This is a genomic window from uncultured Mailhella sp. (assembly GCF_944324615.1).
Lineage (GTDB): Bacteria > Desulfobacterota > Desulfovibrionia > Desulfovibrionales > Desulfovibrionaceae > Mailhella.
Genome location: NZ_CALUWY010000016.1, coordinates 1 through 24,335 on the forward strand (window position 1 = coordinate 1; position 24,335 = coordinate 24,335).

The window sequence follows — 24,335 nt, forward strand, 5'->3', positions numbered from 1 at the left end:
CGTATCGTGCGCATGCACGCCAACAAGCGTGAAGAAATCAAGTGGGCCGGCGCCGGCGACATCGTCGCTCTCGTGGGCCTCAAGAACGTCTCCACCGGCGACACCCTCTGCCACGACGACGCTCCCGTGGTCCTGGAATCCCTGGACATCCCGGATCCCGTCATCCAGGTTGCCATCGAACCCAAGACCAAGGCCGACCGCGACGCCCTTTCCGCCGCCCTCAACAAGCTCTCCAAGGAAGACCCCTCCTTCCGCGTGACGGGCGATGAGGAAACCGGTCAGACCCTGATCGCCGGTATGGGCGAACTCCACCTCGACATCATCGTGGACCGCCTGACCCGCGAATTCAACGTGAATGCCAACGTGGGCAAGCCTCAGGTTGCCTACCGCGAAACCATCACCAAACCCTCCAAGTCCGACACCAAGTACGCCAAGCAGTCCGGTGGTCGCGGCCAGTACGGCCATGCCGTCATCGAGGTCGAACCCAACCCGGGCAAGGGCTACGAGTTCATCAACTCCATCACGGGCGGCGTGATCCCCAAGGAATACATCCCCGCCATCGACAAGGGTATCCAGGACGCTCTGAAGAGCGGCGTGCTCGCCGGCTACCCCGCCGTGGACGTGAAGGTCAACCTCGTGTTCGGTTCCTACCACGAAGTGGACTCCTCCGAACAGGCCTTCTACGTTGCCGGTTCCATGGCCATCAAGGACGCCATGCGCAAGGCCAGCCCCGTGCTTCTGGAACCCATCATGAGCGTGGAAGTGGTGACTCCCGAAGATTACCTCGGCGACGTCATGGGCGACCTCAACGGCCGCCGCGGCAAGGTGCAGGCCATGGAAGCCCGCGCCGGCGCCCAGGTCATCAGCTGCCATGTGCCGCTGTCTGAAATGTTCGGTTACGCCACCGACCTGCGTTCCCGTACGCAGGGCCGCGCCACCTTCAGCATGCAGTTCGATCACTACGAAAGAGTGCCCGCCAGCATCGCTGAAGAACTGGTAGCCAAGAAGAACTAGTCGTACAGGGTATTCCCTGACAAGGCCAGAGAACATGAGGGCCGGGGCGAAAGCTCCGGCCTTCTTTGTACCCTGCGCCCGGCTTCTGATGCGCGAAGGCCTGCGCTCTTCAGAAAGAGGCGCTCTTCCCGCAGAAGGGCGCCGCATCCTGCCATGACGGCCCAAGACGCCGGGCAGACATGCGGCGGAAGCCGCCTCCGCCCCACAGAACGACCTGAAATACCGAACATTTTCGGCCTTTGCGGCCCTCGCCGCACAAGGCTCTGCCCCGCAAGGAGAGAGGCATGACGGAAAAGGAAAAAATGATGGCCGGCATAGTGTACAGCGTACTGGATGAGGAACTGATCCGCCTGCACCGGGCCTGCGTGGACGCCTGCGCGCTCTGCGACAGGCTTCTTCCCTCGCAGCTGGAGGCCAGAAGGGAACATCTTGCCCGCATTCTCGGCAAAACCGGGGAACATTTCCTCATCGAACCGGGCTTTGTCTGCGATTACGGCTTCAACATCGAAATCGGGGAACATTTCTTCGCCAATTACAACCTCGTCATTCTCGACTGCGCGCCCGTGCGCTTCGGCAGAAACTGCTTCATCGGCCCGCAGTGCGGCTTCTACACGGCCTGCCATCCGCTGGATGCCGGGGAACGCGCCGCCGGTCTGGAATGGGCCAGACCGGTTCTTGTGGGCAACGACGTGTGGTTCGGCGGCCATGTCACCGTTCTGCCCGGGGTGACCATAGGCGACGGAAGCGTCATCGGCGCGGGGAGCGTGGTCACGCGCGACATTCCCCCGGGCGTGGTGGCGGCGGGCAATCCCTGCCGCGTTCTGCGCCCCGTCACGGAGAAGGACCGCATACTTCAGGGCGGCCTTCCGCCCCGGCACTGAACTTTCCCCCCTTCCTTTCCCCGAAAAGGGCCGGGGAAAGGCGACGGGCCGGCTTTCCGGCAGGGCAAAAGCGGCACAGCTTACTCGCCTGCCCTCTCCGGCCGGATGCGTTCCGCCGCAGAGTCCTTCCGACTTCCTGTGCCCTGTCTGTGCAGAGGAAAGCGCCCTTCCCCGCCTGTTTTCCGCCCCGCCCTTCTTGCCTCCTTCGCGGAAAAAACAGCGGAAAACGCCGCATTAAAGGAAAAAGCGCCCTTCCGGCACAGCCGGGAGAGCGCTTTTTTGCAGAGAGGGTCTGCCTCCGGGAAGAGTTGAACGGCAGGAGCGGAAAACAGGCCCTCCGGCAGGGAAACAGGAAAACGCTTCCGGGAAGGAACCCGATTAATTGGCCAGAGCTTCCTTCAGCGCCTCGCCGTAGGAGGTGAATTCCTCGGCGTAGAAGGCCTGGGCCTGTTCCGGCTCCATCCACCAGGGGTTCATGCTGAGCTTGCGCACGGCCTCGGCGTATTCGGGGCTGTTCACCACTTCGCGCATGGTATCCACGAGCACCTTGACGATGTCGGCGGGAATGCCCTTGGGCGCAATGCAGGCCTGCCACATGATGAAGTTCTTGTTCAGACCGATGTCGGCGGAATTCGGCATGGGCAGGTTGTCCACCTTCTTGTCGGAGAACTGCACAAGGCCGTACACGTCATACTGGGAAAGCGCCACGGGCATGTCGGCATGGAACTGCAGGCGGTCGGCGGCGATTTCCTTCATGATTTCCGGGGTGGAACGGTAGGGCACATAGCGGAACTTGAGCCCGTAGTGCCTGGCCAGCGCAAGCACCGGCACATGGCTCATGTTGCCCTTGCCGGAAATGCCCACGATGTACTTGCCCGGGGCCTTCTTCACGATTTCCACCATTTCCTCAATGTTCTTCCACGGAGCCTTCTTGCTGGTCATGAGCACCACGGGCTGCTGCGTGGCCATGCCGATGAACTGGAAGCTGTCCACACCGTAGGGCAGTTTCTTCATGTGGGGCTGGAGGCAGAGCGCGCCGGTGGGGTCGAAGCCTATGGTGTAGCCGTCGGGTCTGGCCTGGGCTATCTGCGTGGTGCCCTGCGTGCCGCCCGCACCCACCACGTTCTGCACCACCACGGGCTGGCCGAGCTTCTTTTCCATCATGCCGGCCAGAACACGGGCGGGCAGGTCATTGGAACCGCCCGCGCCGAAGGGCACGATCATGGTAATGGGACGTTCGGGGTAGGCGGCAAGGGCGGAACCCGCGGCAAGCAGCGTACAGGCGAAAGCCAGACCGAGACGTTTGAAAAGACTGTTCATGCGCTCTCCTTGAAAAAGGTTGAGGGTTCACGCCATGCGGCGAGGCGGAAAAGCGGGCGAAGATTCCCTCCGTCCGGCCGGAAACATCAGCTTCGCGTCCTCAGGCGGCGCAGAAGCGGCATGCAGAGAATGAGCGCGGTCACGGCGAACAGGCACAGGGCGATGGGCGAGGCGGAAATGTATTCCCACCAGCCGAGATCGGCCTTGTACAGGGTCATCTGGCCTATGCTCATTTCAAACTGCTGCCCGAGCACGAGACCGATGACGATGGGCGGCATGGGGAAGCCGCTGCGGCGCAGAAGATAGGCCACGATGCCCGCGCCTATGGTGACGGCCACGTCGTTGATGTTCCCGCGGGAACCGTAGGAACCCAGCACGCAGAGCACGGTGATGAGGCCCATGAGTATGGGTTCCGGGGTCTTGAGCAGGTAGTTGAACATGCGCGTGGTGAGGCAGCAGCAGGGCCACATGAGCACATTGGCCACGGCAAGGGCCACGAAAATGCCGTAGACGATGGCGGGGTTATCCGCCATGAGACGCACGCCCGGGGTGATGCCGTGCAGGATGAAGGTGGCCAGCATGATGGCGGTGACGGGATCGCCGGGAATGCCGAGAGCCAGGGAAGGCACCAGCGCACCGCCCGTCACGGCATTGTTGGCGGATTCGGCGGCCACGATGCTGTCGGGTTCGCCGGTGCCGAACTTGTCGCGGCGGGGGCTGGAGCGCTTGGCTTCACCATAGGCTATGAAGGCCGCCGTGGTGGCTCCCGTGCCGGGCAGAATGCCCACGAAGGTTCCGATGATGGAGGATTTCACGAGATTCCAGAGCCTGCCCCGGTAATCTGCGATGCGCGGCATCTTCAGCCTGTCCACACTCAGCACGCTCCCCTGTTCTTCATGAAGCATGCGCTCGGCACGGTCGATGACCTCGGAAATGGCGAACACGCCCACGATGACGGCCACGGTGTCCATGCCGCCGTCCAGGGCGTAGAGGCCGAAGGTGAAGCGCGCATCCGGCGTGAAGGGCGACATGCCCACGCAGGCCAGAAGCAGCCCGATGACGCCTGCCGCAAGCCCCTTGAGCTGATTTTTGCCCGACACGCTGGAAATGCAGGTCAGGCCCATGAGAATGAGACCGAAGGTTTCCAGCGGGCCGAACTGCAGGGCGAAGGAAGCCACCGTGGGCGCGGCGACGACAAGGACGGCGCAGGAAAAAAGGCCGCCGAAAATGGAAGAACCCAGGGCCCAGCCTATGGCCGTGCCGCCCTTGCCCATGCGGGCCATGGGGTAGCCGTCGATGGAGGTGGCGGCGGCCTGCGGCGTGCCGGGGGTGTTGATGAGCACGGCGGCGATGCTGCCGCCGCAGTTGGAGCCGCAGTACACGCCGAGCAGCAGGGCCATGGCCTGCAGCGGCTGCATGCCGAAGGTGAAGGGGAGGCAGATGGAAATGGCCACCACGGAACCGAGTCCGGGCAGAGCGCCGATGATCATGCCCACCATGACACCCATGAGGTTCATGATGAGGGGAAAGGGACTCAGCACTTCGGCAAAGGCGGAAAATATCATGTCCATGCTTGTCTCCCGGAAATCAGAACAGCGTCCCCACAGGCAGGGGAATGCGCAGGATGTAGGTAAAGAGCAGCCAGATCACCACCATGGAAAACCCGCACACGGCGATAAGGGCGGGAATCCTGCGCCAGCCCATGATGAAGGCCACGGCAAAGGCGGCAGCAAAGCTCGACACGAAGAATCCCACCGTGGTGAACACGGCGGCATAGAGAAAAAGCACGGCCATGACGGACAGGGTACGGCGGGAAAAAATGGGCACCGCGGAAACCGTGCCTGCCAGTCGCAGGCCTTTTCCGGCCAGCACGGCCCCCAGAAGCGCCAGCAGCGCAATGAGCATGCGCGGGTACTTCATGGGGTCGATGTCGTCTTCAAACATGATCTCGCTGGGATCGACCAGCGTCTGCGTATAGAGAACCGCGCTCAGGCCCATGAGCAGCACGCCGCTTATCACATCCTCTTTCTTCATGCTTCCGCCTCCTCGGAGCTTCTGTTCAGGGGAACCATGCCGCCACGGCATACCTCCTGCACCATGCGCAGAAGAAGGTAGAGGCGCGGGGCAACGGTACGCACGGGCAGGTATTCCTCCGCCGTGTGCATGGCCACGCAGCCCGGACCGAAACCGTCCAGCGAAGGACAGCATTCCGCACTGAAACTCGTGTCGTTGCCGCCTATGGCATGACGGTAGCCGAGTTCCATGCCGAGTTCGGCGCGGGCCATGGTCCTCACCCTGTCGGCCAGCTCCAGCGTGACGGGGTTGTTGCCGTAGGGCATGATGGCGATGTCCATGTCGAAGGAGACTTCGCTTTCCGCAAACAGTCTGTTTCTGATGATCGCTCTGATGTCGTTCTCCACGCGGGAGAACTCCGCCGCATCCGCCACACGGATGTTGAGCACGGCTTCCGCCGTATCGGGAATGACGTTGGGCCGGGAACCGAAGCTCCCCACCGTGGCGTTCACCGCCGTGCGGATCTGCGGCCGGGAAAGAAAACGGAGCTGAAGCAGCTGATGGGCCAGTTCAAGGCCCGCATTCACCCCTGCCGGGGGTTCCGCCGCGGAATGCGCCGCCCTGCCCCGCACGCGGAGCCTGCCATTGGCCATGCCGCGCCCGCTCACGGTGATGAGGTTGCCCTCCGCCCCGCTCAGCTCCATGTTGAGGGCGATGTCGTGTTTGCGCGCAAGGGCCCTGATCTGATCCCGGCTTCCCAGAGAGCCGGATTCCTCGTCGGCATTGCAGAACACCGTGAGGGTATCATAGTCGCACCCTTCAAGTTCGCGCATCATGGGAAGCGCCCTGAGCACCATGGCTATGGACGTCTGCATGTCGGCCACGCCCGGGCCGAAGGCCTTCTCCCCGTCGCAGGAAAACGGCCGCCTTGCCGCCTCTCCCGCCGGAAACACGGTGTCGTAATGGGTGAGAATGAGAATGCGCGCCCGGCCCGTGCCGTGGAACACGGCCTCAAGGTTCCACTTGCCCTTCCGCGGCTCGGCAGCTTCCAGAAGGCGCACGCTTCCGCCCTGTTCCGTGAACAGATCCGAAAGCAACTCGGCCTTTCGTCTGAGTCCGGGCAGGTCGTCGGTGCCGGAATCCATGTTCACGAGTCGCTGCGAAAGCCCCAGTATCTCCGGGACCGCTCTTTCACAGGCAAGAAGAAGCGCATTGCCTTCCATGAAACACTCCGTCGCGTCTTGAAGATTGTTCCGCACAGCTTCGGGCCTCAAAAGGACGCCGCATGCGGCAGCATCCGGCCCTCAGTGTGATACATTCATCATCAATATCCGTATATTACAGAAGAATCACCTCATTATTGCCGCCGCATGTCTCAGGGATGCATCCTCAGAAGGCTTCCGCTCTGCGCTCCGGGAAGGATATTCCCTTTCCCGGCGCAGAAACGGCAGGCCGTATGCCGGGCGGCGTCGCCTTGCGGAGTCTTCTTCCCGGGCAGCGCCGCCTTGAAGAGCACAGGCTAGTAGAAAAGGTTTTCCGGGAAATAGATGTGCATGATATCGGTGAAGAAGAGCTGGAAGAAGACGAGGAAGAAGGCCACATACAGCACGTTGCACACCGTATTTTTCAGCGAATGCTTCTTTTCCAGAAGGAAGATGATGGTGAGCATGCCGAGTCCCATGAATATCTTGAAGGAAAGATACATGGCGCCCAGGCACTGCACCACGAAGATTGCGGAAACAATACACCAGCGCTTCACCGGAATGCCCGCAAAGAAGGTCATGTGCGGGCCCTGCCGGGTCAGCAGCGCGCGCAGGGCCAGAAGCGCGCTCGTGCCCATGAGCAGATAGATGGTGCACATGGGGAAGATATAGCCTTCCCGGGGAATGTGCGTGAGCTGCGTGCGCATGAGCAGGCAGAACAGAATGACGACAACGGCGCAGCTGACATCGACAATACGGCTGTTGTTCATGACTGCCTCCTTATGCGGCGGCCTGCCCGGCCTTGCGGGCGGCGGAGATTTCCTTCCAGATGGAATAGACGAGGGAAAGCACGGTAAGGGCGATGAGCACGAGGCTCTGCGGACGGGAGAAGAAGAACATGACCACGTTGCCTTCCGCCGCGCCGAGATGCAGGGAAAGCTTGAAGCCTTCTTCCATCATGCCGCCGAGGATGAGGCCCAGGGCCATGGGAGCCACGCCGAACTTGTAGCGGATGAGGATGTAGCCGATGAGGCCGCCCGCGCACATGGAAATGACGTCCATGGCGGAAGTGCTGATGGAGTACGCGCCCACCACGGACATGGCGATGATGGCCACTACCAGGAAATTCTGGGGAATCTGCAGCACGCGCACGAAGATGCGTATCAGCACGAGGCCGAGAATGAGGATCATGATGTTGGCAAGGAAAAGGCCGATGAAGTAGGTGAACACCACGTCGCTCTGTTCCGTGAACAGGGCGAATCCGGGCTTGAGGCCGTGGGTCATGAGCGCGCCGAGCATGACTGCGGCAGGGGCGCTGCCGGGAATGCCCAGGGTGAGCATGGGAATCTGCGCGCCGCCGACCACGGCGTTGTTGCACACTTCGGGGGCCATGATGCCTTCCATGATGCCGGTGCCGAACTTTTCAGGCTTGCGGGAAAAACGCTTGGCCTCGTTGTAGGCGATGAAGGTGGCGATATTGCCGCCCGCACCGGGCATGATGCCGATGATGAGACCCACCACGCCGGCGACGCCCACCACCCAGATGCGGTGGAAGAACTCCTTCACCGTCTGCCAGAACACGCCGGGAGCGGGCCGGTAGGGGGCCATGCCGCCGTGTTCACCCGCGGGCTTGAGCAGCATGAGGGCCTGCGGAATGGCGAAGAGACCGATGAGCGCGGGCACCACGTTGATGCCGTTCATGAGTTCCATGGTATTGAAGGTGAAGCGGGGAATACCGGTGATGGGGTCCATGCCCACGCAGGCGAAAAGCAGGCCGAGCAGCGCGCCGATGATGCCCTTGAGCACCTGCCCGGAAGAAAGAGAGGCGATGATGGTGAGGGCGAACACGCACAGCCAGAACTGTTCCGGCGCGCCGAAGCTCATGGCCACATGCGCCAGAGGAATGGAAAGGAAGATGAGCGCGCACACGCCGAAAAGTCCGCCGAACACGGAGGAAATGAGCGCGGTGAGCAGCGCCTTCTGCGCATGGCCGTTCTGCGCCATGGGGTGTCCGTCGAAGGTGGTGCACAGCGCCGCCGCCGTTCCGGGGGTATTAATGAGAATGCTCGGGATGCTTCCGCCGTATTCCGAACCGCAGTACACGGAACCGAGCATGAGCAGGGCGACGCCGGGTTCCAGACCGAAGGTGAACGGCATGAGAAGCGCGATGCCGAGCGTGCCGGAAAGGCCGGGTATGGCTCCCATGATGATGCCGAAGCAGGCGCTCAGCGCCATGAGCAGCAGCGTCATGGGTTCAAAGAGATTGGAAAGGACAACCGAAATATCAAACATACGCGCCTCGCTGCGTTTCCGTAATGAAAGCGGAACCGGCCCGGTCGGCAGGACCGGGCGGAGAAACAGAGGCCGGGAGAAGGCCGAAGCCTCCCCCCGGCGCAGACATTACTTAATGAAGCCGTAGGTCTTGAGCACGTTGACGGCCTTTTCCTTTTCTCTCTTGATGATTTCGCCGAATTCCTTGCCGTTCGTGTAGTACGGGGTCAGTCCGGCGCCGCGCACGGCCTGCTGATATTCAGGGTTGGCGCAGAGTTCGGCCAGCTTGGTTTCCAGGTACTTCTGGGCCTCGGCGGGGAACTTGGGAGGCGTGGCTATGCCGCGATACTTGGCCGATTCCAGGGTGTAGCCCTGTTCCGCGAAGGTGGGCACGTCGGGGCAGAGCTCGTAGCGTTCCTTGGTGGCGATGGCGAGGCCGCGGGCGCCTTCCATGCGCAGGAAGTTGGAGGCGGAACCGAAGTAGCAGTCCACTTCGCCGCTGAGCAGGGCGGGAGCAGCCTTGCCGCCGCCGGGGTAGGGAACCTGGGTGAACTTGGTGCCGGTGAGTTTTTCAATCTGCATGAGGAAGAGGTGGTCGCCGGTGAACTTTCCCACGGTACCCACCTTCAGCTTGCCGGGGTTGGCCTTGGCGTAGGTGACGAGTTCTTCCAGAGACTTGAAGGGGCTGTCCTTGCGGACCATGACCACGTCGGGGTCGAACACGAGGTTGCACAGGGGGTTGAGCTGCTCGGTCTTGTAGCCGGGCTGTCCTTCGGCGCGAAGCAGGGGCTGCAGCACGATGTGGGGCAGGTCCACGCCGCCCACGGTGTAGCCGTCGGCACGCGCGCCGATGAGCCACGTCCAGCCCACTTCGCCGCCCGCGCCGGGCTTGTAGGTCACCACGATGGGCTGAGATATGACGCCCCGGGCGTATTTTTCAATAAGGCGATGGCTTACGTCGCTGCCGCCGCCCGCATTGAAGGCCGTCATCAGCGTGATGGGCTTGGAAGGATAATCCGCCGCCTGCGCCGTGGCGCCCATGCAGAGCGAAAGGGCCATGAACGGAGCGATGATGAAGGACAACTTTTTCATAAGACCTCCTGAAGGGAATGAAAGGTGTGCTGCATCGCAAAAGCCTTGCCGAAAAACGCTATTCTCCCAAGTACGCCTCCACGGCTTCGAGGGAAGCCTCCACAGGCTCGGGAGATTCCGAATCACTGGTGGCCACCTGCGGGGAGTTCAGCCCGTGGCCGGTAAGGTTGCAGACCGTGACCCCGGGATTCTCGAAGCCGGGAATCTTCACGAGCTTGTCCAGCGCCGCCACGGACACCACGCCCGCCGGTTCCGTAAAGATGCCTTCCTCGCGGCCGAGAGCGCGGATGGCGCGGATGAAATCCGCATCCGACACGGTGATCATGGTGCCGCCGGTGGTGCGCACGGCCTCAAGGCAGTATTTGCCCCAGTAGGGGTTGTTGTTCATGATGGCGTCGGAAAGGGAGGGCTTCTTTTCCACAGGGACGACCACATCCTTTCCGGCGTGGAAGGCCGTGGCCGTGGGGCAGCAGGCTTCCAGCTGCACGCCCACCAGCCGGGGCATGCGCTCGATGATGCCCGCTTCCAGCATTTCGGAAAAACCGTCGAAGGCGGCCACCATGCCCGCACCGCCGCCGCAGGGAATGAGCACCGTATCCGGCACGCGGCCAAGCTGCTGCACGATGCCGTAGGCAAAGGTGCGCTTGCCCGCCACACGGTAGGGGTTGGGCCCGCCGCACTGGTACCAGCCCTTTTCCCGCACCATGGCCGCGCAGACGCGGCTTGCGGCGGCCATGTCGCCGTCGATGCGCACCACCTTGCCGCCGTACACCAGGCTCTTGAATATCTTGGCCGGGGAAACCTGCTTCTGCACAAACACCACGGGACGCAGCCCCGCGCGGGAACCGTAGGCCGAAACGCTGGCCGCATTGTTGCCGGAAGAGGCGAGGCAGATGGTTCTGCACCCCGTTTCCAGAGCCTTGAGCACGCACAGCGCCGTGCCCCTGTCCTTCAGGGAGAGGGTGGGGCCCTGCTCTATCTTGAAATACAGATCACTGATGCCGCGGGAAGGCCCGTAGCGGTGGGAACGCAGCAGCGAGGACTCCTTCTCGCCGAGGCTCACCTTGTCGATGAGCGACTCGTCGGAAATGGGCAGAATGGAGCGCCACTGGTAGAGATAGGAACGGTCGTCACAGGCAGGCATGCCGTTCTTCAGCGCCTCGCGGATGGATCCGGGCGCAAAGTCGACACGCATGGGGGCGCCGCATTTCGGGCAGGAAAGGGAAAATTCGGATTCGGCGATGCGTGTTCCGCAATCGCGGCAAACAAGGCCCGTACATTCAGCGTTCATATTTTCTCCTGGAAAATAAGAAGGTTAAACACCATGTTCCATGGCCGCCCGTGCGGGAAGGCCCCGACTCTTGCCTTTTCAGAGTCAGTATGTGAAAAGAAAAACTTCTTGTCAATATCGGTCGACAGTTTTTTGTCGACAAAAAAAATACACTGTTCGCATCAAGGAGAGAATATGACGGACATGCTCAATGAAGCCCCGGCGCGGGCCATACTGCACGCGGCGGGCATGGAGGCGGCGGGCCTGAAATACGCCTACAGGGAACACGGGGGCACCCGCGACGCGGCGCAGAAGCTCGGGGTGAGCGAACACCTTGTGGTGAAGAGTCTTGTGTTCGACAACGGCATGCAGGGGGAAAAGCGCAGGGCCGTCATGGTGCTCATGCACGGGGACGAGCGCGTTTCCATGCACAAGCTGGAGCGGCTTTCCGGCATACACCGCCTTCTGCCCTCCTCCCCGGAAACGGCGCTGGAGCTGACGGGCTATGTCCCCGGCGGCATCTGTCCCTTCGGGCTGAAGACGCCGCTGCCGGTGTTCATGCAGCAGACGCTCTTCGATCTGCCGCTGGTGTACATCAACGCCGGCGTGCGCGGCGTGGTGGCGGCCATTCCGCCCTCGGCGCTGAGCCTCGTTTCTCCTGTGGCGGGAGACCTTTCCAGCGAACAGGAACAGCGCAGGCCTTTTGACATGAGCGCTCCCATGCGTTAAACTTCGCAGGCTTGAGCATTGCGCAAAGCATTGCCTCACCGCGCGGAATTTCCGCACTTTTCCCTTCCGGCAGAACGCCGCCCTGCGGGAACGGAGCCAGCCTCCGGGCATATTTTCCCCCACCGCGGAAAGTTTTGCCCGGCCGGGGCGCAGCAGAACAAACATTTCCATCAGCTACGGCCCGGCCGGACGAAAAAACGCCGGCAGTGAACACGCCTGGAGGACCTGTGCAGCAGTTCAACAAGACAACCTACAGTGAAAAAGTCGCACACCTCATCAAGCAGCGCATCCGCAGCGGAAAGCTCCGCGGCGGAGACAGCATAGGCGAAGCCGCCATGGCCGAGGAATGCGGCATCAGCCGCGCGCCGGTACGCGAGGCTCTGCACCATCTGGAAGCGGAAGGGCTGCTCATGTCGCACCCCAAGAGGGGCAAGTGCGTGACCATACTCACGCCGGAGAAGATACGCGCCAACTATGAGCTGAGCGCCATTCTGGAAAGCGAGGCCGCCGTGCTCGTCGCGGAGGAAATGCCCCCGAAGGTACAGGAAAGGCTCGCCTCGATCATGGAAGAAATGCGCAAGGCCGTCGCCGCCGGGGGCAGCTATGAGGAACATGCCGAACTCGGCACGCAGTTTCACGAAACCATACTCAGCTTTTCCGACAACGCCCTGCTCCGCTCCCTCGCCTCGCGCTTCAGCCGGGTGATCTCAAAGTACCTCCTCTACCAGGAATGGCGCACCATCTACACCCCGCAGGAGCTGTACGACAGGCACAGCCGCATCTACGAGGCCCTCTGCTCCCGCGACCCGGAACGCATACGGAAAGCCATCCGCGCCCATTACGCCGAATCGGTGGAAAGGCTTGCCTGCTTCTGCGACAGGCAGAAGCCCGCGCGCCGCAGAAAAGGCGACGCCCACTTCCCCACCGAATAGCGCCCCTGCCCCGTAAGGGGCGGTTCCGGATCCGTTCATTTTGTCGACAGTAGACTGTTGACTAAAATGGCGGTTGCCGGTATTGCTTGCCTTAAATGCGGAAGTTTCCGTACGGCCTGCAGCCTTTTCGTCACATGCAACAGCTCCGGGCGCACCCCGGAGAAAAGGAGTTCACCATGGCTAACATGAAGGCTAAGTATCTGGGCGATCTGCGCGTGGAATGCACCCACATCGCAAGCGGCACCACCATCATCACCGACGCCCCCGTGGACAACAACGGCAAGGGGCAGGCCTTTTCTCCCACCGATCTGTGCTCCACGGCCCTGGCCTCCTGCTGCATGACCATCATCGGCATTTATGCCAAGCAGCATGACGTGGATGTGACGGGCACGGAAATTTCCATCACCAAGGTGATGAGCGCCAACCCCCGCCGCATCGGCAAGATTGAAGTCATCCTCGACATGCCCGACCGCGAATACACCGACCGCCAGAAGGCCGCCATCGAGCACTGCGCCCACACCTGCCCCGTGCACCTGAGCCTGCATCCCGACGTGGAACAGGTGTTTGTCTTCAACTGGAAGCGCTGATATAAGGGCCTGACCGGACGTGAGAAGTTTTTCCCGGGCTTTCCGGGAAGCACGGTCTGCGGCAACGCCATAACGCATAAAGGAGCGATTCCATGAAAAACATCGTCTTTACCGCCGATGCCCCCGCGGCCATCGGCCCCTATTCCCAGGCCGTGAAGGCCGGCGACACCCTGTATCTTTCCGGCCAGATCGGCATGAATCCCGCCACCGGTGAACTTGTTTCCGCCGACGTGAAGGAACAGACCGCCCAGGCCCTCAAGAACATGAAGGCCGTGCTCGCCGCCGCCGGCGCCACCACCGACAACGTGGTGAAGACCACGGTGTTCCTCACCGACATGGCCGACTTCCAGGCCGTGAACGCCGTGTACGCCGAAACCTTCGCTTCCGACGCCCCCGCCCGCTCCTGCGTGGCCGTGGCCGCCCTGCCCAAGGGCGCCCGCGTGGAAGTGGAAGCCATCGCCGTCCTGTAACGGCGCCCTTCCGCCACTGGCGTTTCCGGGCCGCCGTCATGATGACGGCGGCCCTTTTTCTTTTCCGCACTCCCCGCATTTCTCCCGGCAGGTTTTCCGGCCGGAACGCTCCGCCGCGCCCTGCGCCGGGGAAATGCCTGCGCCCGGTTGTTTTCACACTGAAGGAGTCTTGATGAAAAAAACGCTCGGCATCATCGGCTGCGGAGCCATGGGACGCCTCATTGGCCTCCATGTTCAAAAGGAACTTTCCCGGTACTACGAACTCAGGGGCGTTGCTTCCCGCAGCAGGGAACACGCCGAGCATCTGGGCGGGGAACTCGGCGTTCCGGCCATGGAAACGGAAGAGGTCATCGGCCTCTGCGACGTGCTGGTGGAATCGGCCAGCGCCGCCGCCATGCCCGGCATCGTGCGCGCATGCCTTGCCGCGCAGAAGGAAGTGCTCTGCCTGAGCGTGGGCGGCTTTTCTCTGGATCCTGCCCTTCTCGACGAAGTGCAGGCCCAGTCCTGCCTTGTCCATGTGCCCTCGGGCGCCGTGGCGGGACTCGACGGCATACGCGCCATGCGTGAAATGGGGCTGGAGAGTCTTTCCCTCACCACCGTCAAGAGGCCGGAAAGCCTGGGCCTTGCCGACCTCTCCGCCCTGCCTCCCGCCGGGGAAACATTCTGTTCCGCACAGGCCCGCCTGGTCTTTGAGGGAAGCGCCGCAGAGGCCATACGCCTCTTCCCCGCCAACGTGAACATCGCCATTGCCCTGTCCCTTGCGGGAAACGGCTTTGAACAGACCACGGTGCGCCTCATCGCCGACCCCGGGGCAAAGGGCACAAGGCACTTCATCGCGGCCCGGGCCGGAACATGCTCTCTGGAAACCACGGTATGCCCCGCGCCGCTCCGGGAAAATCCCAGAAGTTCCGCCCTCGCCATGTATTCCGTCCCCGCCCTGCTGCGCCAGCTTGCCTCCCCCCTGCGCCTTGCGGGCTGATTATTTTTCAAGGAGTAACGCCATGTCTCAGGAAATCGAAGTGCGCTTTGAACAGAAAGGCGATGTCTACACCGTGCATACGGGGTCCCCGGTTCTCGGCGATATCGTCATGGATTATACCGGCTACCCCGAAGACGCCCGGGGCGGCAATTCCTCCATTCTGCTCATTTCCGCCGCGCTGAGCTGCTTCTGCGGAAGCGTGCGGGCCGCCCTCGTGGCCCGCGGCGTGCCCTTCCGCTCCCTTCAGGCCGTGGGAAAAGGCGTGAAGACCATGAACGAACAAGGCTCCATGCGTCTTTCCTCCCTTGACATCGACGTGGCCGTGGACCTCGACGACGCCTGGCTTCCCCAGCTGGAACACTGTGCAAAAATCGTGAAGCGCTGCCTCATCACCGCTTCCCTGCTCGACGGCATTGCCGTGGAACATCACATCCGCCGGGCCTGAGCAGGTTCGGCTCCGGTATTCCCGGAAGGCCGGGCAGCCCGTGCGCCTCAAAAGGCCTTCTCCTTCCGCAGAAGCCTGCGCCGGAGAGCAGCCTGCCAAGGCTGCGGCCCGGAACGCATCACGCCCGTTTTCTTCCCTTCCCCCGGGGGCCGGGCGTGATGCCCCGGGCGGCACGGCTTCAGGTCTTCCGAAAGGACGAAAAAAGGCCCGTCTGCTTTTCGCAGGCGGGCCTTTTCTGCCGTACGGCGCAAAAAAAACTCCGTACCGTTCAGGCGGGAATACCCCCGCCCCACAGAAAAACACGGCTCACGGCTTAGAATTCAGGCACGCATTCCAGGCTGAGGTCGTTGGGGATGACCATGACGGGAATACGGGTCTTGCCGATGATGCTTTCGGAAGGCTTGTTGAACAGGGAACCGAACACGCCCTTGGTGGACATGCTGCCGATGACGATGAGGTCGGCGCAGTACTTGTCGATGATCTTGAGCAGTTCTTCCTCGACGCGGCCTTCGGTGAGCACGATGGTGGTGTCGAGACCGGCGAAGTGCTTGTTCACATACTCGGTGAAGGCTTCTTCATTGGCCTTGCGGCTTTCGTCGATGAGCTTTTCCACCATGCTCTTGCTGCCGGTGCGGCGCAGGATGCTTTCGTTGTCGGCCGCCACATGCACAAGGATGAGCTTGGCGTCGTTCTGGCGGGTGATGTCATTCGTGTACTGGGCCACGTCGTCGGGATTTTCGGAAAGGCTGATGCAGCAGACGATATTGGAAAAAACAGACATGGTATCCTCCTGTTTCGTGATGACAGATTCATTTTTTACTTTCCTTACTTTTAATAATAGGGCGCATGTTGTCAAGCTGGTGTTTAAAAACACATGTTTCGGCAGGATCGGGGAAAAATCGTCCTTCCGGCGGCAAAAATTCCTGCGGGAACGGGACTTTTCCGCCGCTTCCTTCCGCACCGCATTTTTTCGTGCGCGGCCTGCATCAAGAGCATGACCGGGCTTTCCCAAGCAGGAAAAAACACTTTCCTGCCCCGGAGCAGGCCTTTTCCTGTTTCCGCGCCTTTCCCCTGCCCGGAGGCCTCTTCCGCCATGCCCTTTTCCCGGCGAAAGCACCTGCGCAACGTCCGCCCCGCGCACGGCCTCTCCTCTCTGACGGAAATGTTCCGGGAAAACATGCTCCGGCAACATGTCCTGCCCCATGCCCTGCCGGAACGATAGTCCTTCGCAGACAGTCAACGTCTTATTATCCCCGGTCTTTCCGAACAACTGCAACGGAAGGCCGTTTTTATGAACAAACTCACCATCATCCGTAAAGAAAGCCCCATTTTCGTGCAGATGCGTTGACATGATCCGGAAACTCTGACACAAAAATCCAAAACTACAGGTCCATACCAGAGAAGCTCATGCTCCCGGGACGGCAGAACACCGTTTTTTCAGGGAACGGTACGTTGCCGATGATGCCGGCCCATGACCATGCGGCCCTGCCCGGTGCGGAAAGAGACGTTGCAGCGTGAGCCATGCACACCGGCTCCCTCCGGCTGTAAAGCTGCGGATCCGGAAACACGGCGGAGGTGACACGCGCAGGAAAAGGCCCTGACTTCCGGCAGCACAAGCCTCCTCCTGCGGCTGTTCCGGCACCTGCACACGGAAGTTTCCGGCTGACGGCGCTCAAGAAAACGCAGGAAACGGCATGTGCCGCGCTTTCGGGAAATTCCATGTCACGGCCGGAACAATGCGGAACTATCCGCCCCCGGAGCGGATATATATTGCTCCTCAGGCGGGGTTCGTTGCCCCGATGCTTCATGAACGCACGCCTCTTCGCCGCATCCATGCCGGGGAGAGGAGGAAAAGGAGCGCCATATCCTTGCGGCCATGCTGCTTCCGCACCGGAAAAAACGGCAGCGGCCGGTTATGGAGATGACCGGCAGAAATCCCGCACTGCGGCCACGGCTGCCGCAGGTTCGCAACTCCGCGCATGCCGCGGAAAACAGGAAAAAGGAGAACGCTGATGCCATCCAGGCGCCATGCCGTCGTCAATCCCAGAAACTGTGTCGCCTGCGGCACCTGCGAAAATGTCTGCCCGCGCCATGCAGCCCTGGTCGTCCACGGCTGCCGGGCCGAAATCGACATCGAGCTGTGTATCGGCTGCGGCAGATGCGCCGCATCATGCCCGGCCAACTGCATAGAACTTGTGGAAAGAGAAAGGCGGGAAGGCAATGAAGCGGCACTGGTATGACTATCTGTGGATATGGACCATCGTTTATTTCAGCCTGGGATTTTTCAATATCCTCTTTGCCTGGCTGGGGATGATCGACTTTCTGGTTCCGCTCGGCTTTGCCATCTTCGGGGGAAACAAGCTGTTCTGCAATCATTTCTGCGGACGTGGTCAGCTGTGCATGAAGCTCGGCCATGAGCTCGGATATTCACGCAACAGGCCTACGCCTGCATGGCTGTACTCCCGCTGGTTCCGGTATGGATTTCTGCTTTTTTTCCTGACCATGTTCGGGAACATGCTCTTCCAGACGTGGCTGGTGGGAGCAGGCGCCGCTTCCCTGCGGCAGACCGTCAGCCTGTTCTGGACCTTCCAGCTTCCCTGGCACTGGGCCTATGCGGAAACCTCCCTGCCGGCATGGGTGGCCCAGTTCAGCTTCGGCTTTTACAGCATCATGCTCACCTCGTTCCTTCTGGGCCTTCTGATGATGGCTCTGTACAGGCCGCGGACATGGTGCGCCTTCTGCCCCATGGGCACCATGACGCAGATGATATGTCTGCTCCGGTGCAGAAAGAAATAACGCGCCGCCCTGCCTTTTCCTGAGGGCGGCAGGATCCTCCCTTGCGTCTTCCGCCTGCCGGGCCGCGGGGGGACAGCCCGACGCCGTTCATCCCCGACGCTGCTCCGGCAGAAGGCCCGCACCCATACGCTTTTCATGAAACAGCCCGGGGGCAGGCGTCTGCCCCTCCTGCCGGACGGCTGCTTTCCGCCGCGCCGGAACTTCCCGCGCCTGTATCCCGGCCATGCAGAGAAAGGCAGGGTACAGGCAAAAGCCTTCCTTGTTCCGGCAACGTCATAAAAGAGCTGCCGGGACTTTCCCTTCTGCACGTTGCGGCCTGCCTGTGCAGCGCTGCCCGCAAGACGCTGCATCTTCCCTCCTGCAAAGGCCGAACGTTACGCCTTTTCGCCCGGTGTTGCCGTTTCCCGGGGGCGTATTATCCATGCCTCTCCTGTCCGGGGCTCGTCGCCCTGGAGCAGGTGGCCCGGGGGCGACAGCGAGTATCTCCCTCTCCTGTGTCTCTCTCCTGTATTGCCGGAAAAAAGCGTGGCACCCGCATACCCCTTTCCGGTACCGGGGACAAAGACAGACCATGCGCGGCAGAAAAAGGATGAAAAAAGAATAAAAAAAAGCCCCACAAGGAGTTGCACTCCTTATGAGGCCTTCTTTCCGTGACCGTGGTCGGGGCGACTGGATTTGAACCAGCGACTCCCTGCTCCCAAAGCAGGTGCGCTACCCCTGCGCCACGCCCCGAAAAAAGGCTGCCCTGCAGAGGTTACAGGGCAGCCTTGATGTCAGACGGTGCCGTTAGCGGGCGATGACGTTGAATTCGTCACGACGGTTCTGAGCCCACACAGCTTCACCGGTGCCTTCCACAGCAGGACGTTCCTTGCCGTAGGAGATGATGTCGAGCTGGTCAGCAGGCACGCCGAGGCGGATCATGTATTCATAGGCAGCGCGGGCACGACGTTCGCCGAGGGCGAGGTTGTATTCCTGGGTGCCGCGTTCGTCGCAGTTGCCTTCAATGCGCACACGGATGGAGGGGAACTGCTTCATCAGTTCGGCCTTCTGCTGGAGCATGTCGCGGTATTCGGCCTTGATGTCGTACTTGTCGAAATCGAAGTACACAACGCCGTCGGTGATCTGCTGAGCAGCGGCTTCAACAGCGGAGGTGGTGGCCACGGGAGCGGGTTCCACGTTTTCCACTTCAGCGTTCTTCTTAGCGCAGCCGGCGCCCATGCCGAGAGCCAGAGCAAGAACCATAACCAGGCCAAAAGACTTCAGAGACTTCATGATAACTCCTCCTGAGAGTTAAGTCATAATATTTCTCTCTCCCGCTCTTCCCTCTAAAAATAGAGCGTGGAAAGAAAACTGCACTTATGGGCAGAACGGCATATTACCCTCACACTTGCCGTTGTCAAGCTTGCAGGGGGGGTAATTCGCCCTGAAATTTAAATTATTTTACTTCCCCCAGCTCGGGAACGAGGCATTGCCGGCTCCGGTGGGAACCTTTCTGGCCTCGCCGCCGTGGCGCGTGGTCAGATAAATCTGGGAAGAACCGCCCCTTGTGGAGGTGAAGGCCACAAAGTAGCTGTCGGGAGCAAAGGCGGGCTGTTCGTCTCTGCCGGGGCCGAAGGAAATCTGCTGCTCATAGCCCGTGACCATGTCGTGCACGAAAATGCGGAAGCCCGAAGGGGTGGCCTTGGTGTAGGCGATGAGCGTTCCGTCGGGACTGATGCAGGGTTCGGAGTTGTAGGAACCTTCCATGCTCACGCGGGACACGGTGCCGGTGGTAAAGTCCTTCAGAAAGACCTGCGGGCTGCCCAGGCGGCTGGAGGTGAAGGCCATCTTGGTGCCCGTGGCGTCGAAGGAAGGCGACACGTCGATGCCGGGGCTCTGTTCCAGGGTGCGTTCACGCTGGAACTGGCGGTTCAGCAGGAAGATGTCGGGGTAGTGGCCCGTGGAAAGGCTCACGGCCACGCGGTTGTCGGGCAGGAAGCAGGGGCCGATGACGGTGTTGCCGGGGAAGCGCACGCGCTTGACCGTATTGTTCATGCGGTCCCACACGCCGAGGGCGTGGGTGCTGTCGTCCATGTGGCTGAACACCACATAGCGGCCGTCCGGCGACCAGGAAGGAGACATGGCCGCGCCGGGAATGTTGGTGACCTGACGCAGATCGCGGCCGGTGGCGCGCACCACCCACACGTCGCGCTTGCGGCCGTTGCCCTTGACGAAGGCAAGGGAGCTGCTGAAGAAGCCGCGCGCACCGGTGAGCGCTTCCATGAGGTCGTCGCAGAAGCGGTCGGCCACGTTGGGCACTTCGGAATGGGTCACGCCGGAATAGGCGTTGCCGAACACGAACTTGCCGGAATAGGTTTCAAACACGCGCAGCTCAACGGTGCTGTTGTCCCTGTCGCCGTTCGGCCAGTGCGCCGTGACGAGAAGGTCGGCACCTGCGATCTGGAAGCGGCGGAAATCCACTTCCGCACCCTGCCAGGCGGAAAGGAGCGTTCCGCCCAGAACGGCGGAAGGCGAAGTGAGCCGCATGAAGGGCAGGTAATTGAGGTTGGTGGTGATGGCGTCGTTCAGCTCGGCGCCCAGAGCCGTGGCGCGCTGACTCGGCCCGGTGAGGGGGGAGGCCATGGCCAGGTTGATCTTGTTCTGGCCGGCACCGTAAATATCCACCATGGTGGCGGCGCCGCAGGGCACGGCAAGAACCAGCATCATCAGAACAACAAGGCTATGAAAAAGAGGAAGGAACTTACGCATAGGACACCCTTGCATGGATTTTCGGGCCTCATGTGACACGGTCGGCCCGGGGAGGTCAGAGCATATTCCCGCAGGTGCCCGTGGTCAAGAGTGCGTCATCCCTCCCCTTTCCGGGGTCAGGTGCGGCTGCTGCTCCCTTTCCGCCTCCCGGCTTTCCGGGCTGCGGAACGCGAAAAGGGCTTCCGCCTTCCGGGCATGGGGAAGCTTCTTGATCCTCCTCTCCAGCCTGAGCGCCTCTGCGCGGCAGAAGCCTCCGGCGCAGGAAACAAGGCGCACCGGTCTGCGGCCCCGGGTATATTTCGCCCCGCCGGGAAGAAGGCCGTTGTGCATGGCCACTCTGCGGGGCACGTCAAGCGTGATGCCGCAGTAGAAGGTGCCGTCGGCGCAGAGAAGAAGGTACACGCTCCATGCTCCGCCAGCCATGGCGTCACGCCGCCTTTGCCGGACGGGCCGCCATCTTCCAGCCGAGGCCCGCAAGGCTGATGCAGCACACGCCGTTCAGGCCCACATTGAGCAGGGCAAACAGCACATGTCCCGTTCCGTACAGCAGCACGGTATCCAGCGCAAAGGAAGAAAAGGTGGTGAAGCCGCCGAAAAATCCCGTGGCGAAAAAGGCCGTGGCCGTGGGATAGCCGGAGCGGGAACGGGAGGCAACGCCCGTGAGAAGTCCCAGCAGAAAGGAACCGGCCATATTGACGCATAAAATGCCCACGGGCAGCACCGCACCCGCCGCTGCCGTGACCAGTCCGCCTATTTCCACGCGGCATACCGCGCCGAGCGCTCCGCCCACAAGGACGGCCAGCACCTGTCTGAACAATGGTTTCATGAGGGTCCTCATCCTTAAAAAAGCTCACATCCGGAAAGCGCTCTTCTTCCCGGAAACGCCGCAGTCCTTCTACGCCCCGGCAAAAAGAGAAAGGCCCAGCGCCGCCGCGCCGAGACCGAGAACCATGTTGAGGGCCGCATTGGCCGCCGCGCTCCCTGTCCGCCCCTCGTGAAGCAGCCTGAAACAGTCCAGCGAAAACGTGGAAAAGGTTGTGAGCGCGCCGCAGAAGCCCTGGATGAGAAAGGTCGCCAGCATGCCGTGGGCCTGTTCCGCCATGGCGGCGTACACGGCCCCGATGATGAAGCAGCCCGCCACGTTGACCATGAGCGTGCCCACGGGAAAGCCCCTGCCGAACAGCACCGTGGAAAGCAGCCCCGCGCCATAACGGCAGAGCGCGCCGAGCGCACCGCCCGCCGCCACAAGAAGCAAAGAAGTCATAGATCCTCCAGGGGAGGAACATCCGCACTTTCCTCCCCCTTGTCAATGCTCCGTGCGGGCGGCGCCGTGCCGCCCGCACAAAGGCTACAGCCTGTAGGCCGATTCGCCGTGCAGGGCCTCATCCAGCCCCTCAAGCTCCTGCTCGCGGCTCACGCGGATGGGCCCGAAGTGACTGATGACCTTGAGAATGAGCCATGTGCCCGCAAAGGACCAGGCCGCCACCACGCCCACGCCGAGCACCTGCATGAAGAACTGCTCCAGCCCGGCATGAACATCGTTGATGGCGGCGGAGGCGAACACGCCCACCAGCAGAGAACCGGTGAGCCCGCCCATGCCGTGGGCGCGCCACACTTCCAGGGCGTCGTCGAAGTGGAGTTTCGCCTGCACGCACCGGGCATGGTAGCACACCACGGCCCCGGCCGCCCCGATGACGATGGCCGCCCACGGCGGCACATAGCCCGCGCAGGGCGTGATGGTGGCAAGGCCCGCCACCGCGCCCACGAGCACGCCGGAGAAGGAGGGACGGCTTGAAGCGCGCCAGTTGAGGAACATCCACACCAGCATGGCGATGGAACCGGCAATGGTGGTGTTGGTGAAGGCATAGGCGGCCAGAGCGTCGCCCGCGTAGGCTCCGCCCGCGTTGAAGCCGAACCAGCCGAACCACAGAAGGCCCGCGCCCACGGCCACCAGAGGCAGGTTGTTGGGTTCCGGGTGTTCGCCGGGAGCGATGTCGTCACGCGGGCCGAGGAACATCACGGAAGCGAGCGCGGCAAAGCCTGCGCTCACATGCACCACGATGCCGCCTGCGAAATCCGCCACGCCGAGGCGCGCAAGGAAACCGCCGCCCCATATCCAGTGGCATACGGGGATGTAGATGAAGATCATCCAGAGCACCAGAAAACGGAGATAGCCGCGGAAATTGAACCTTCCGGCAAAGGCTCCGGTGATGAGCGCAGGCGTGATGATGGCGAACATGAGCTGATAGGCGAAAAACAGCAGGAAAGGCACGGTGACGGCATAGTCGGGGCTGGGTGCGCCGCCCACCTTGTCCAGGGCGAAGTGATAGGTGATGTCCCCTATCACGCCGCCGATATCCGGCCCGAAGGCCAGGCTGAAGCCGCCGAAAATCCAGATGACGGCAATGACGCCCATGGAAATGAAGCTCTGCATCATGATGGTGAGCACGTTCTTGCGGCGCACGAGGCCGCCGTAGAAAAAGGCCAGGCCCGGCGTCATGAGGCAGACCAGCGCCGTGCAGAGCAGGATGAAGGCGGTATCTCCGCTATCTGCTGTGTACATGGAAACTCCCGTCAGGCTGAAGGTGAACCGCCGCTTCCCTTCTGCTCAAAGCGGATATGGGGCAGAAGGAAGAGCCATGCGGCGATGACGAAGGGAAAGGTGAGCGTGGGGATGCCGAGGGGGGAAAGGGCCGCATTGAGCGCGCCCTGCGCCACCACGGTGAACACCGTGCCCAGAAAGGCGTAGAGCATGACGCGCCAGCCCGGGCTGTAGAAGGTGGAGCCGAGCCCTATGGCCGTGAGCACGGCGCTGAACTGATAAAGCCCTTCCTCCACGCTCCGCCCGTCCGCACCGAGAAAAAGCGCCGTGGCCATGGCCAGCACGGAACCGGCCCAGCCGAGCAGCGCGGCGGGCAGGGAACTTGCGGCAATGCCGGCAAGGAAGATCACGCCGGTGACGGCGTTGTCGATGAGAAAGACCTGGGAAATACCGGCAAGACTCGCCTTGAGAAGGGCCTCGGGCCCGGGCACCATGGCCATGGCTCCGCTTATCTGCGAAGGAAGCGCAGGGGAAGGGAGCGCCGCAATGCTGATATGGGAGAAGCCGTAGGAGGAAAGCAGGATGAACCAGGTGGTGAACACAAAAGGCCCCGTCATGGCCGAAACCTTCCACGAGCGCAGAAACACGGAAACGGCCATCATGATGACGGTGGAAAAGAAGGCCCCGGCAAAGACAAGCGCCCAGCACAAAGGCCCACTCCCGAAGAATACGGGCAGGGCGCAGCCCACCAGAATGCCGTTGTAGCCGTGCAGGCCCGCGTCGATCTCCTCACGCGGGGCGTGCAGCAGGCAGGCCGCAAGGGTACCCGTGCAGAGTCCGGTGAGGGCGCCTGTGATGATTTCCGGCCTGTCCGCCTGCCAGGATCCCCAGGCGATGCCGAGAAGAAAAAGAAGCCCCGTCCACGGGGAATTCTGAAACATGACCTGTCCCGCCCCGCGAAGGAGCACGTCCAGAACGCGGGGGAAGGGATAATATCGCGCGCCCCGGGGCGCGCCGTCTTTGTTCTCCGTCTGCCGCATGAAT

27 protein-coding genes and 1 tRNA gene are annotated in these 24,335 nt (G+C 61.9%); 10 read left to right on the forward strand and 18 right to left on the reverse strand.

The window, feature by feature from the left end; genetic code table 11:
• Nucleotides 1–1,014, forward strand: a 1,014-nt coding sequence (locus Q0K07_RS05380) for an elongation factor G (protein ID WP_367178869.1), incomplete at its 5' end; no start/stop codon positions are given.
• 284 nt (nucleotides 1,015–1,298) lie between these two features.
• Entirely contained in the window at nucleotides 1,299–1,895 is a 597-nt protein-coding gene (locus Q0K07_RS05385) for a sugar O-acetyltransferase (RefSeq protein WP_294557426.1), read from the forward strand.
• Nucleotides 1,896–2,273: 378 nt separating this feature from the next.
• On the opposite strand, the gene Q0K07_RS05390 is transcribed toward Q0K07_RS05385, so the two are convergent.
• The 8 genes from Q0K07_RS05390 to Q0K07_RS05425 all read right to left on the reverse strand — a co-directional run bounded on the left by Q0K07_RS05390 (nucleotide 2,274) and on the right by Q0K07_RS05425 (nucleotide 11,084).
• A complete protein-coding gene (locus Q0K07_RS05390) occupies nucleotides 2,274–3,215 on the reverse strand; it encodes a tripartite tricarboxylate transporter substrate binding protein (protein ID WP_294557428.1) in 942 nt (313 codons plus the stop codon).
• An 86-nt stretch (nucleotides 3,216–3,301) separates the two neighbouring features.
• A complete protein-coding gene (locus tag Q0K07_RS05395) occupies nucleotides 3,302–4,786 on the reverse strand; it encodes a tripartite tricarboxylate transporter permease (protein WP_294557430.1) in 1,485 nt (494 codons plus the stop codon).
• 16 nt (nucleotides 4,787–4,802) lie between these two features.
• A complete protein-coding gene (locus tag Q0K07_RS05400; protein WP_294557433.1) occupies nucleotides 4,803–5,249 on the reverse strand; it encodes a tripartite tricarboxylate transporter TctB family protein in 447 nt (148 codons plus the stop codon).
• Nucleotides 5,246–6,451 (reverse strand): M20/M25/M40 family metallo-hydrolase, encoded by a 1,206-nt coding sequence (locus tag Q0K07_RS05405; protein ID WP_294557436.1) that lies wholly within the window; start codon nucleotides 6,449–6,451, stop codon nucleotides 5,246–5,248. Before Q0K07_RS05405 ends, Q0K07_RS05400 begins: the two co-directional genes overlap by 4 nt.
• 296 nt (nucleotides 6,452–6,747) lie before the next feature.
• Nucleotides 6,748–7,200 (reverse strand): hypothetical protein, encoded by a 453-nt coding sequence (locus Q0K07_RS05410; protein WP_294557439.1) that lies wholly within the window; start codon nucleotides 7,198–7,200, stop codon nucleotides 6,748–6,750.
• Between the two features lie 10 nt (nucleotides 7,201–7,210).
• Nucleotides 7,211–8,722: a tripartite tricarboxylate transporter permease gene (locus Q0K07_RS05415; protein ID WP_294557441.1), complete on the reverse strand. Its 1,512-nt coding sequence runs from the start codon at nucleotides 8,720–8,722 to the stop codon at nucleotides 7,211–7,213.
• A 108-nt stretch (nucleotides 8,723–8,830) separates the two neighbouring features.
• Nucleotides 8,831–9,793, reverse strand: coding sequence for a tripartite tricarboxylate transporter substrate binding protein (locus Q0K07_RS05420; protein ID WP_294557443.1), 963 nt, complete (start codon nucleotides 9,791–9,793; stop codon nucleotides 8,831–8,833).
• 58 nt (nucleotides 9,794–9,851) lie between these two features.
• Complete coding sequence (locus tag Q0K07_RS05425; RefSeq protein ID WP_294557445.1) at nucleotides 9,852–11,084, reverse strand: pyridoxal-phosphate dependent enzyme; 1,233 nt, start codon at nucleotides 11,082–11,084, stop codon at nucleotides 9,852–9,854.
• A 174-nt stretch (nucleotides 11,085–11,258) separates the two neighbouring features.
• On the opposite strand from Q0K07_RS05425, the gene Q0K07_RS05430 reads away from it, so the two are divergent.
• From Q0K07_RS05430 to Q0K07_RS05455, 6 genes are all read left to right on the forward strand, one after another.
• Nucleotides 11,259–11,792, forward strand: a complete 534-nt coding sequence (locus Q0K07_RS05430) for an aminoacyl-tRNA deacylase (protein WP_294557447.1) — start codon at nucleotides 11,259–11,261, stop codon at nucleotides 11,790–11,792.
• Between the two features lie 227 nt (nucleotides 11,793–12,019).
• On the forward strand, nucleotides 12,020–12,724 hold the full coding sequence (locus Q0K07_RS05435; protein WP_294557449.1) for a GntR family transcriptional regulator: 705 nt from the start codon (nucleotides 12,020–12,022) through the stop codon (nucleotides 12,722–12,724).
• A gap of 176 nt (nucleotides 12,725–12,900) precedes the next feature.
• Entirely contained in the window at nucleotides 12,901–13,311 is a 411-nt protein-coding gene (locus Q0K07_RS05440) for an OsmC family protein (protein WP_294557451.1), read from the forward strand.
• 92 nt (nucleotides 13,312–13,403) lie between these two features.
• Entirely contained in the window at nucleotides 13,404–13,781 is a 378-nt protein-coding gene (locus Q0K07_RS05445; protein WP_294557453.1) for a RidA family protein, read from the forward strand.
• Nucleotides 13,782–13,953: 172 nt separating this feature from the next.
• On the forward strand, nucleotides 13,954–14,760 hold the full coding sequence (locus Q0K07_RS05450; protein WP_294557455.1) for an aspartate dehydrogenase domain-containing protein: 807 nt from the start codon (nucleotides 13,954–13,956) through the stop codon (nucleotides 14,758–14,760).
• A 22-nt stretch (nucleotides 14,761–14,782) separates the two neighbouring features.
• Nucleotides 14,783–15,205, forward strand: coding sequence for an OsmC family protein (locus Q0K07_RS05455; RefSeq protein WP_294557457.1), 423 nt, complete (start codon nucleotides 14,783–14,785; stop codon nucleotides 15,203–15,205).
• A gap of 313 nt (nucleotides 15,206–15,518) precedes the next feature.
• Here Q0K07_RS05455 and Q0K07_RS05460 read toward each other — a convergent pair whose 3' ends face one another.
• Nucleotides 15,519–15,986, reverse strand: coding sequence for a universal stress protein (locus Q0K07_RS05460; RefSeq protein WP_294557459.1), 468 nt, complete (start codon nucleotides 15,984–15,986; stop codon nucleotides 15,519–15,521).
• Between the two features lie 601 nt (nucleotides 15,987–16,587).
• Nucleotides 16,588–16,728, reverse strand: coding sequence for a hypothetical protein (locus Q0K07_RS05465; RefSeq protein WP_294557461.1), 141 nt, complete (start codon nucleotides 16,726–16,728; stop codon nucleotides 16,588–16,590).
• A gap of 489 nt (nucleotides 16,729–17,217) precedes the next feature.
• On the opposite strand from Q0K07_RS05465, the gene Q0K07_RS05470 reads away from it, so the two are divergent.
• Both Q0K07_RS05470 and Q0K07_RS05475 read left to right on the forward strand, forming a co-directional pair.
• Nucleotides 17,218–17,445, forward strand: a complete 228-nt coding sequence (locus Q0K07_RS05470; RefSeq protein ID WP_294557463.1) for a 4Fe-4S binding protein — start codon at nucleotides 17,218–17,220, stop codon at nucleotides 17,443–17,445.
• On the forward strand, nucleotides 17,426–18,001 hold the full coding sequence (locus tag Q0K07_RS05475; RefSeq protein WP_294557466.1) for a 4Fe-4S binding protein: 576 nt from the start codon (nucleotides 17,426–17,428) through the stop codon (nucleotides 17,999–18,001). The genes Q0K07_RS05470 and Q0K07_RS05475 overlap by 20 nt, the downstream gene beginning before the upstream one ends.
• Nucleotides 18,002–18,658: 657 nt before the next feature.
• Here Q0K07_RS05475 and Q0K07_RS05480 read toward each other — a convergent pair.
• The 8 genes from Q0K07_RS05480 to yut form a co-directional block, all read right to left on the reverse strand.
• Nucleotides 18,659–18,733: transfer RNA gene (locus Q0K07_RS05480), tRNA-Pro, on the reverse strand.
• A gap of 54 nt (nucleotides 18,734–18,787) precedes the next feature.
• Nucleotides 18,788–19,273: a peptidoglycan-associated lipoprotein Pal gene (gene pal / locus Q0K07_RS05485; protein WP_294557469.1), complete on the reverse strand. Its 486-nt coding sequence runs from the start codon at nucleotides 19,271–19,273 to the stop codon at nucleotides 18,788–18,790.
• Nucleotides 19,274–19,441: 168 nt separating this feature from the next.
• Nucleotides 19,442–20,707 carry a translocation protein TolB gene (locus Q0K07_RS05490; protein ID WP_294557542.1) on the reverse strand — a complete coding sequence of 422 codons (1,266 nt, stop codon included), beginning with the start codon at nucleotides 20,705–20,707 and terminating at the stop codon, nucleotides 19,442–19,444.
• A gap of 126 nt (nucleotides 20,708–20,833) precedes the next feature.
• Nucleotides 20,834–21,172 carry a GIY-YIG nuclease family protein gene (locus tag Q0K07_RS05495; protein ID WP_294557472.1) on the reverse strand — a complete coding sequence of 113 codons (339 nt, stop codon included), beginning with the start codon at nucleotides 21,170–21,172 and terminating at the stop codon, nucleotides 20,834–20,836.
• A gap of 4 nt (nucleotides 21,173–21,176) precedes the next feature.
• Nucleotides 21,177–21,575 (reverse strand): CrcB family protein, encoded by a 399-nt coding sequence (locus Q0K07_RS05500; RefSeq protein ID WP_294557475.1) that lies wholly within the window; start codon nucleotides 21,573–21,575, stop codon nucleotides 21,177–21,179.
• Nucleotides 21,576–21,644: 69 nt separating this feature from the next.
• Nucleotides 21,645–22,013: a fluoride efflux transporter CrcB gene (gene crcB / locus Q0K07_RS05505; RefSeq protein ID WP_294557478.1), complete on the reverse strand. Its 369-nt coding sequence runs from the start codon at nucleotides 22,011–22,013 to the stop codon at nucleotides 21,645–21,647.
• A gap of 84 nt (nucleotides 22,014–22,097) precedes the next feature.
• A complete protein-coding gene (locus Q0K07_RS05510) occupies nucleotides 22,098–23,312 on the reverse strand; it encodes an ammonium transporter (RefSeq protein WP_294557481.1) in 1,215 nt (404 codons plus the stop codon).
• A gap of 11 nt (nucleotides 23,313–23,323) precedes the next feature.
• The gene (gene yut / locus Q0K07_RS05515) at nucleotides 23,324–24,331 is read right to left on the reverse strand and encodes an urea transporter (RefSeq protein ID WP_294557484.1); all 1,008 of its coding nucleotides are present in this window, start codon (nucleotides 24,329–24,331) and stop codon (nucleotides 23,324–23,326) included.
• Nucleotides 24,332–24,335: the final 4 nt, after the last annotated feature.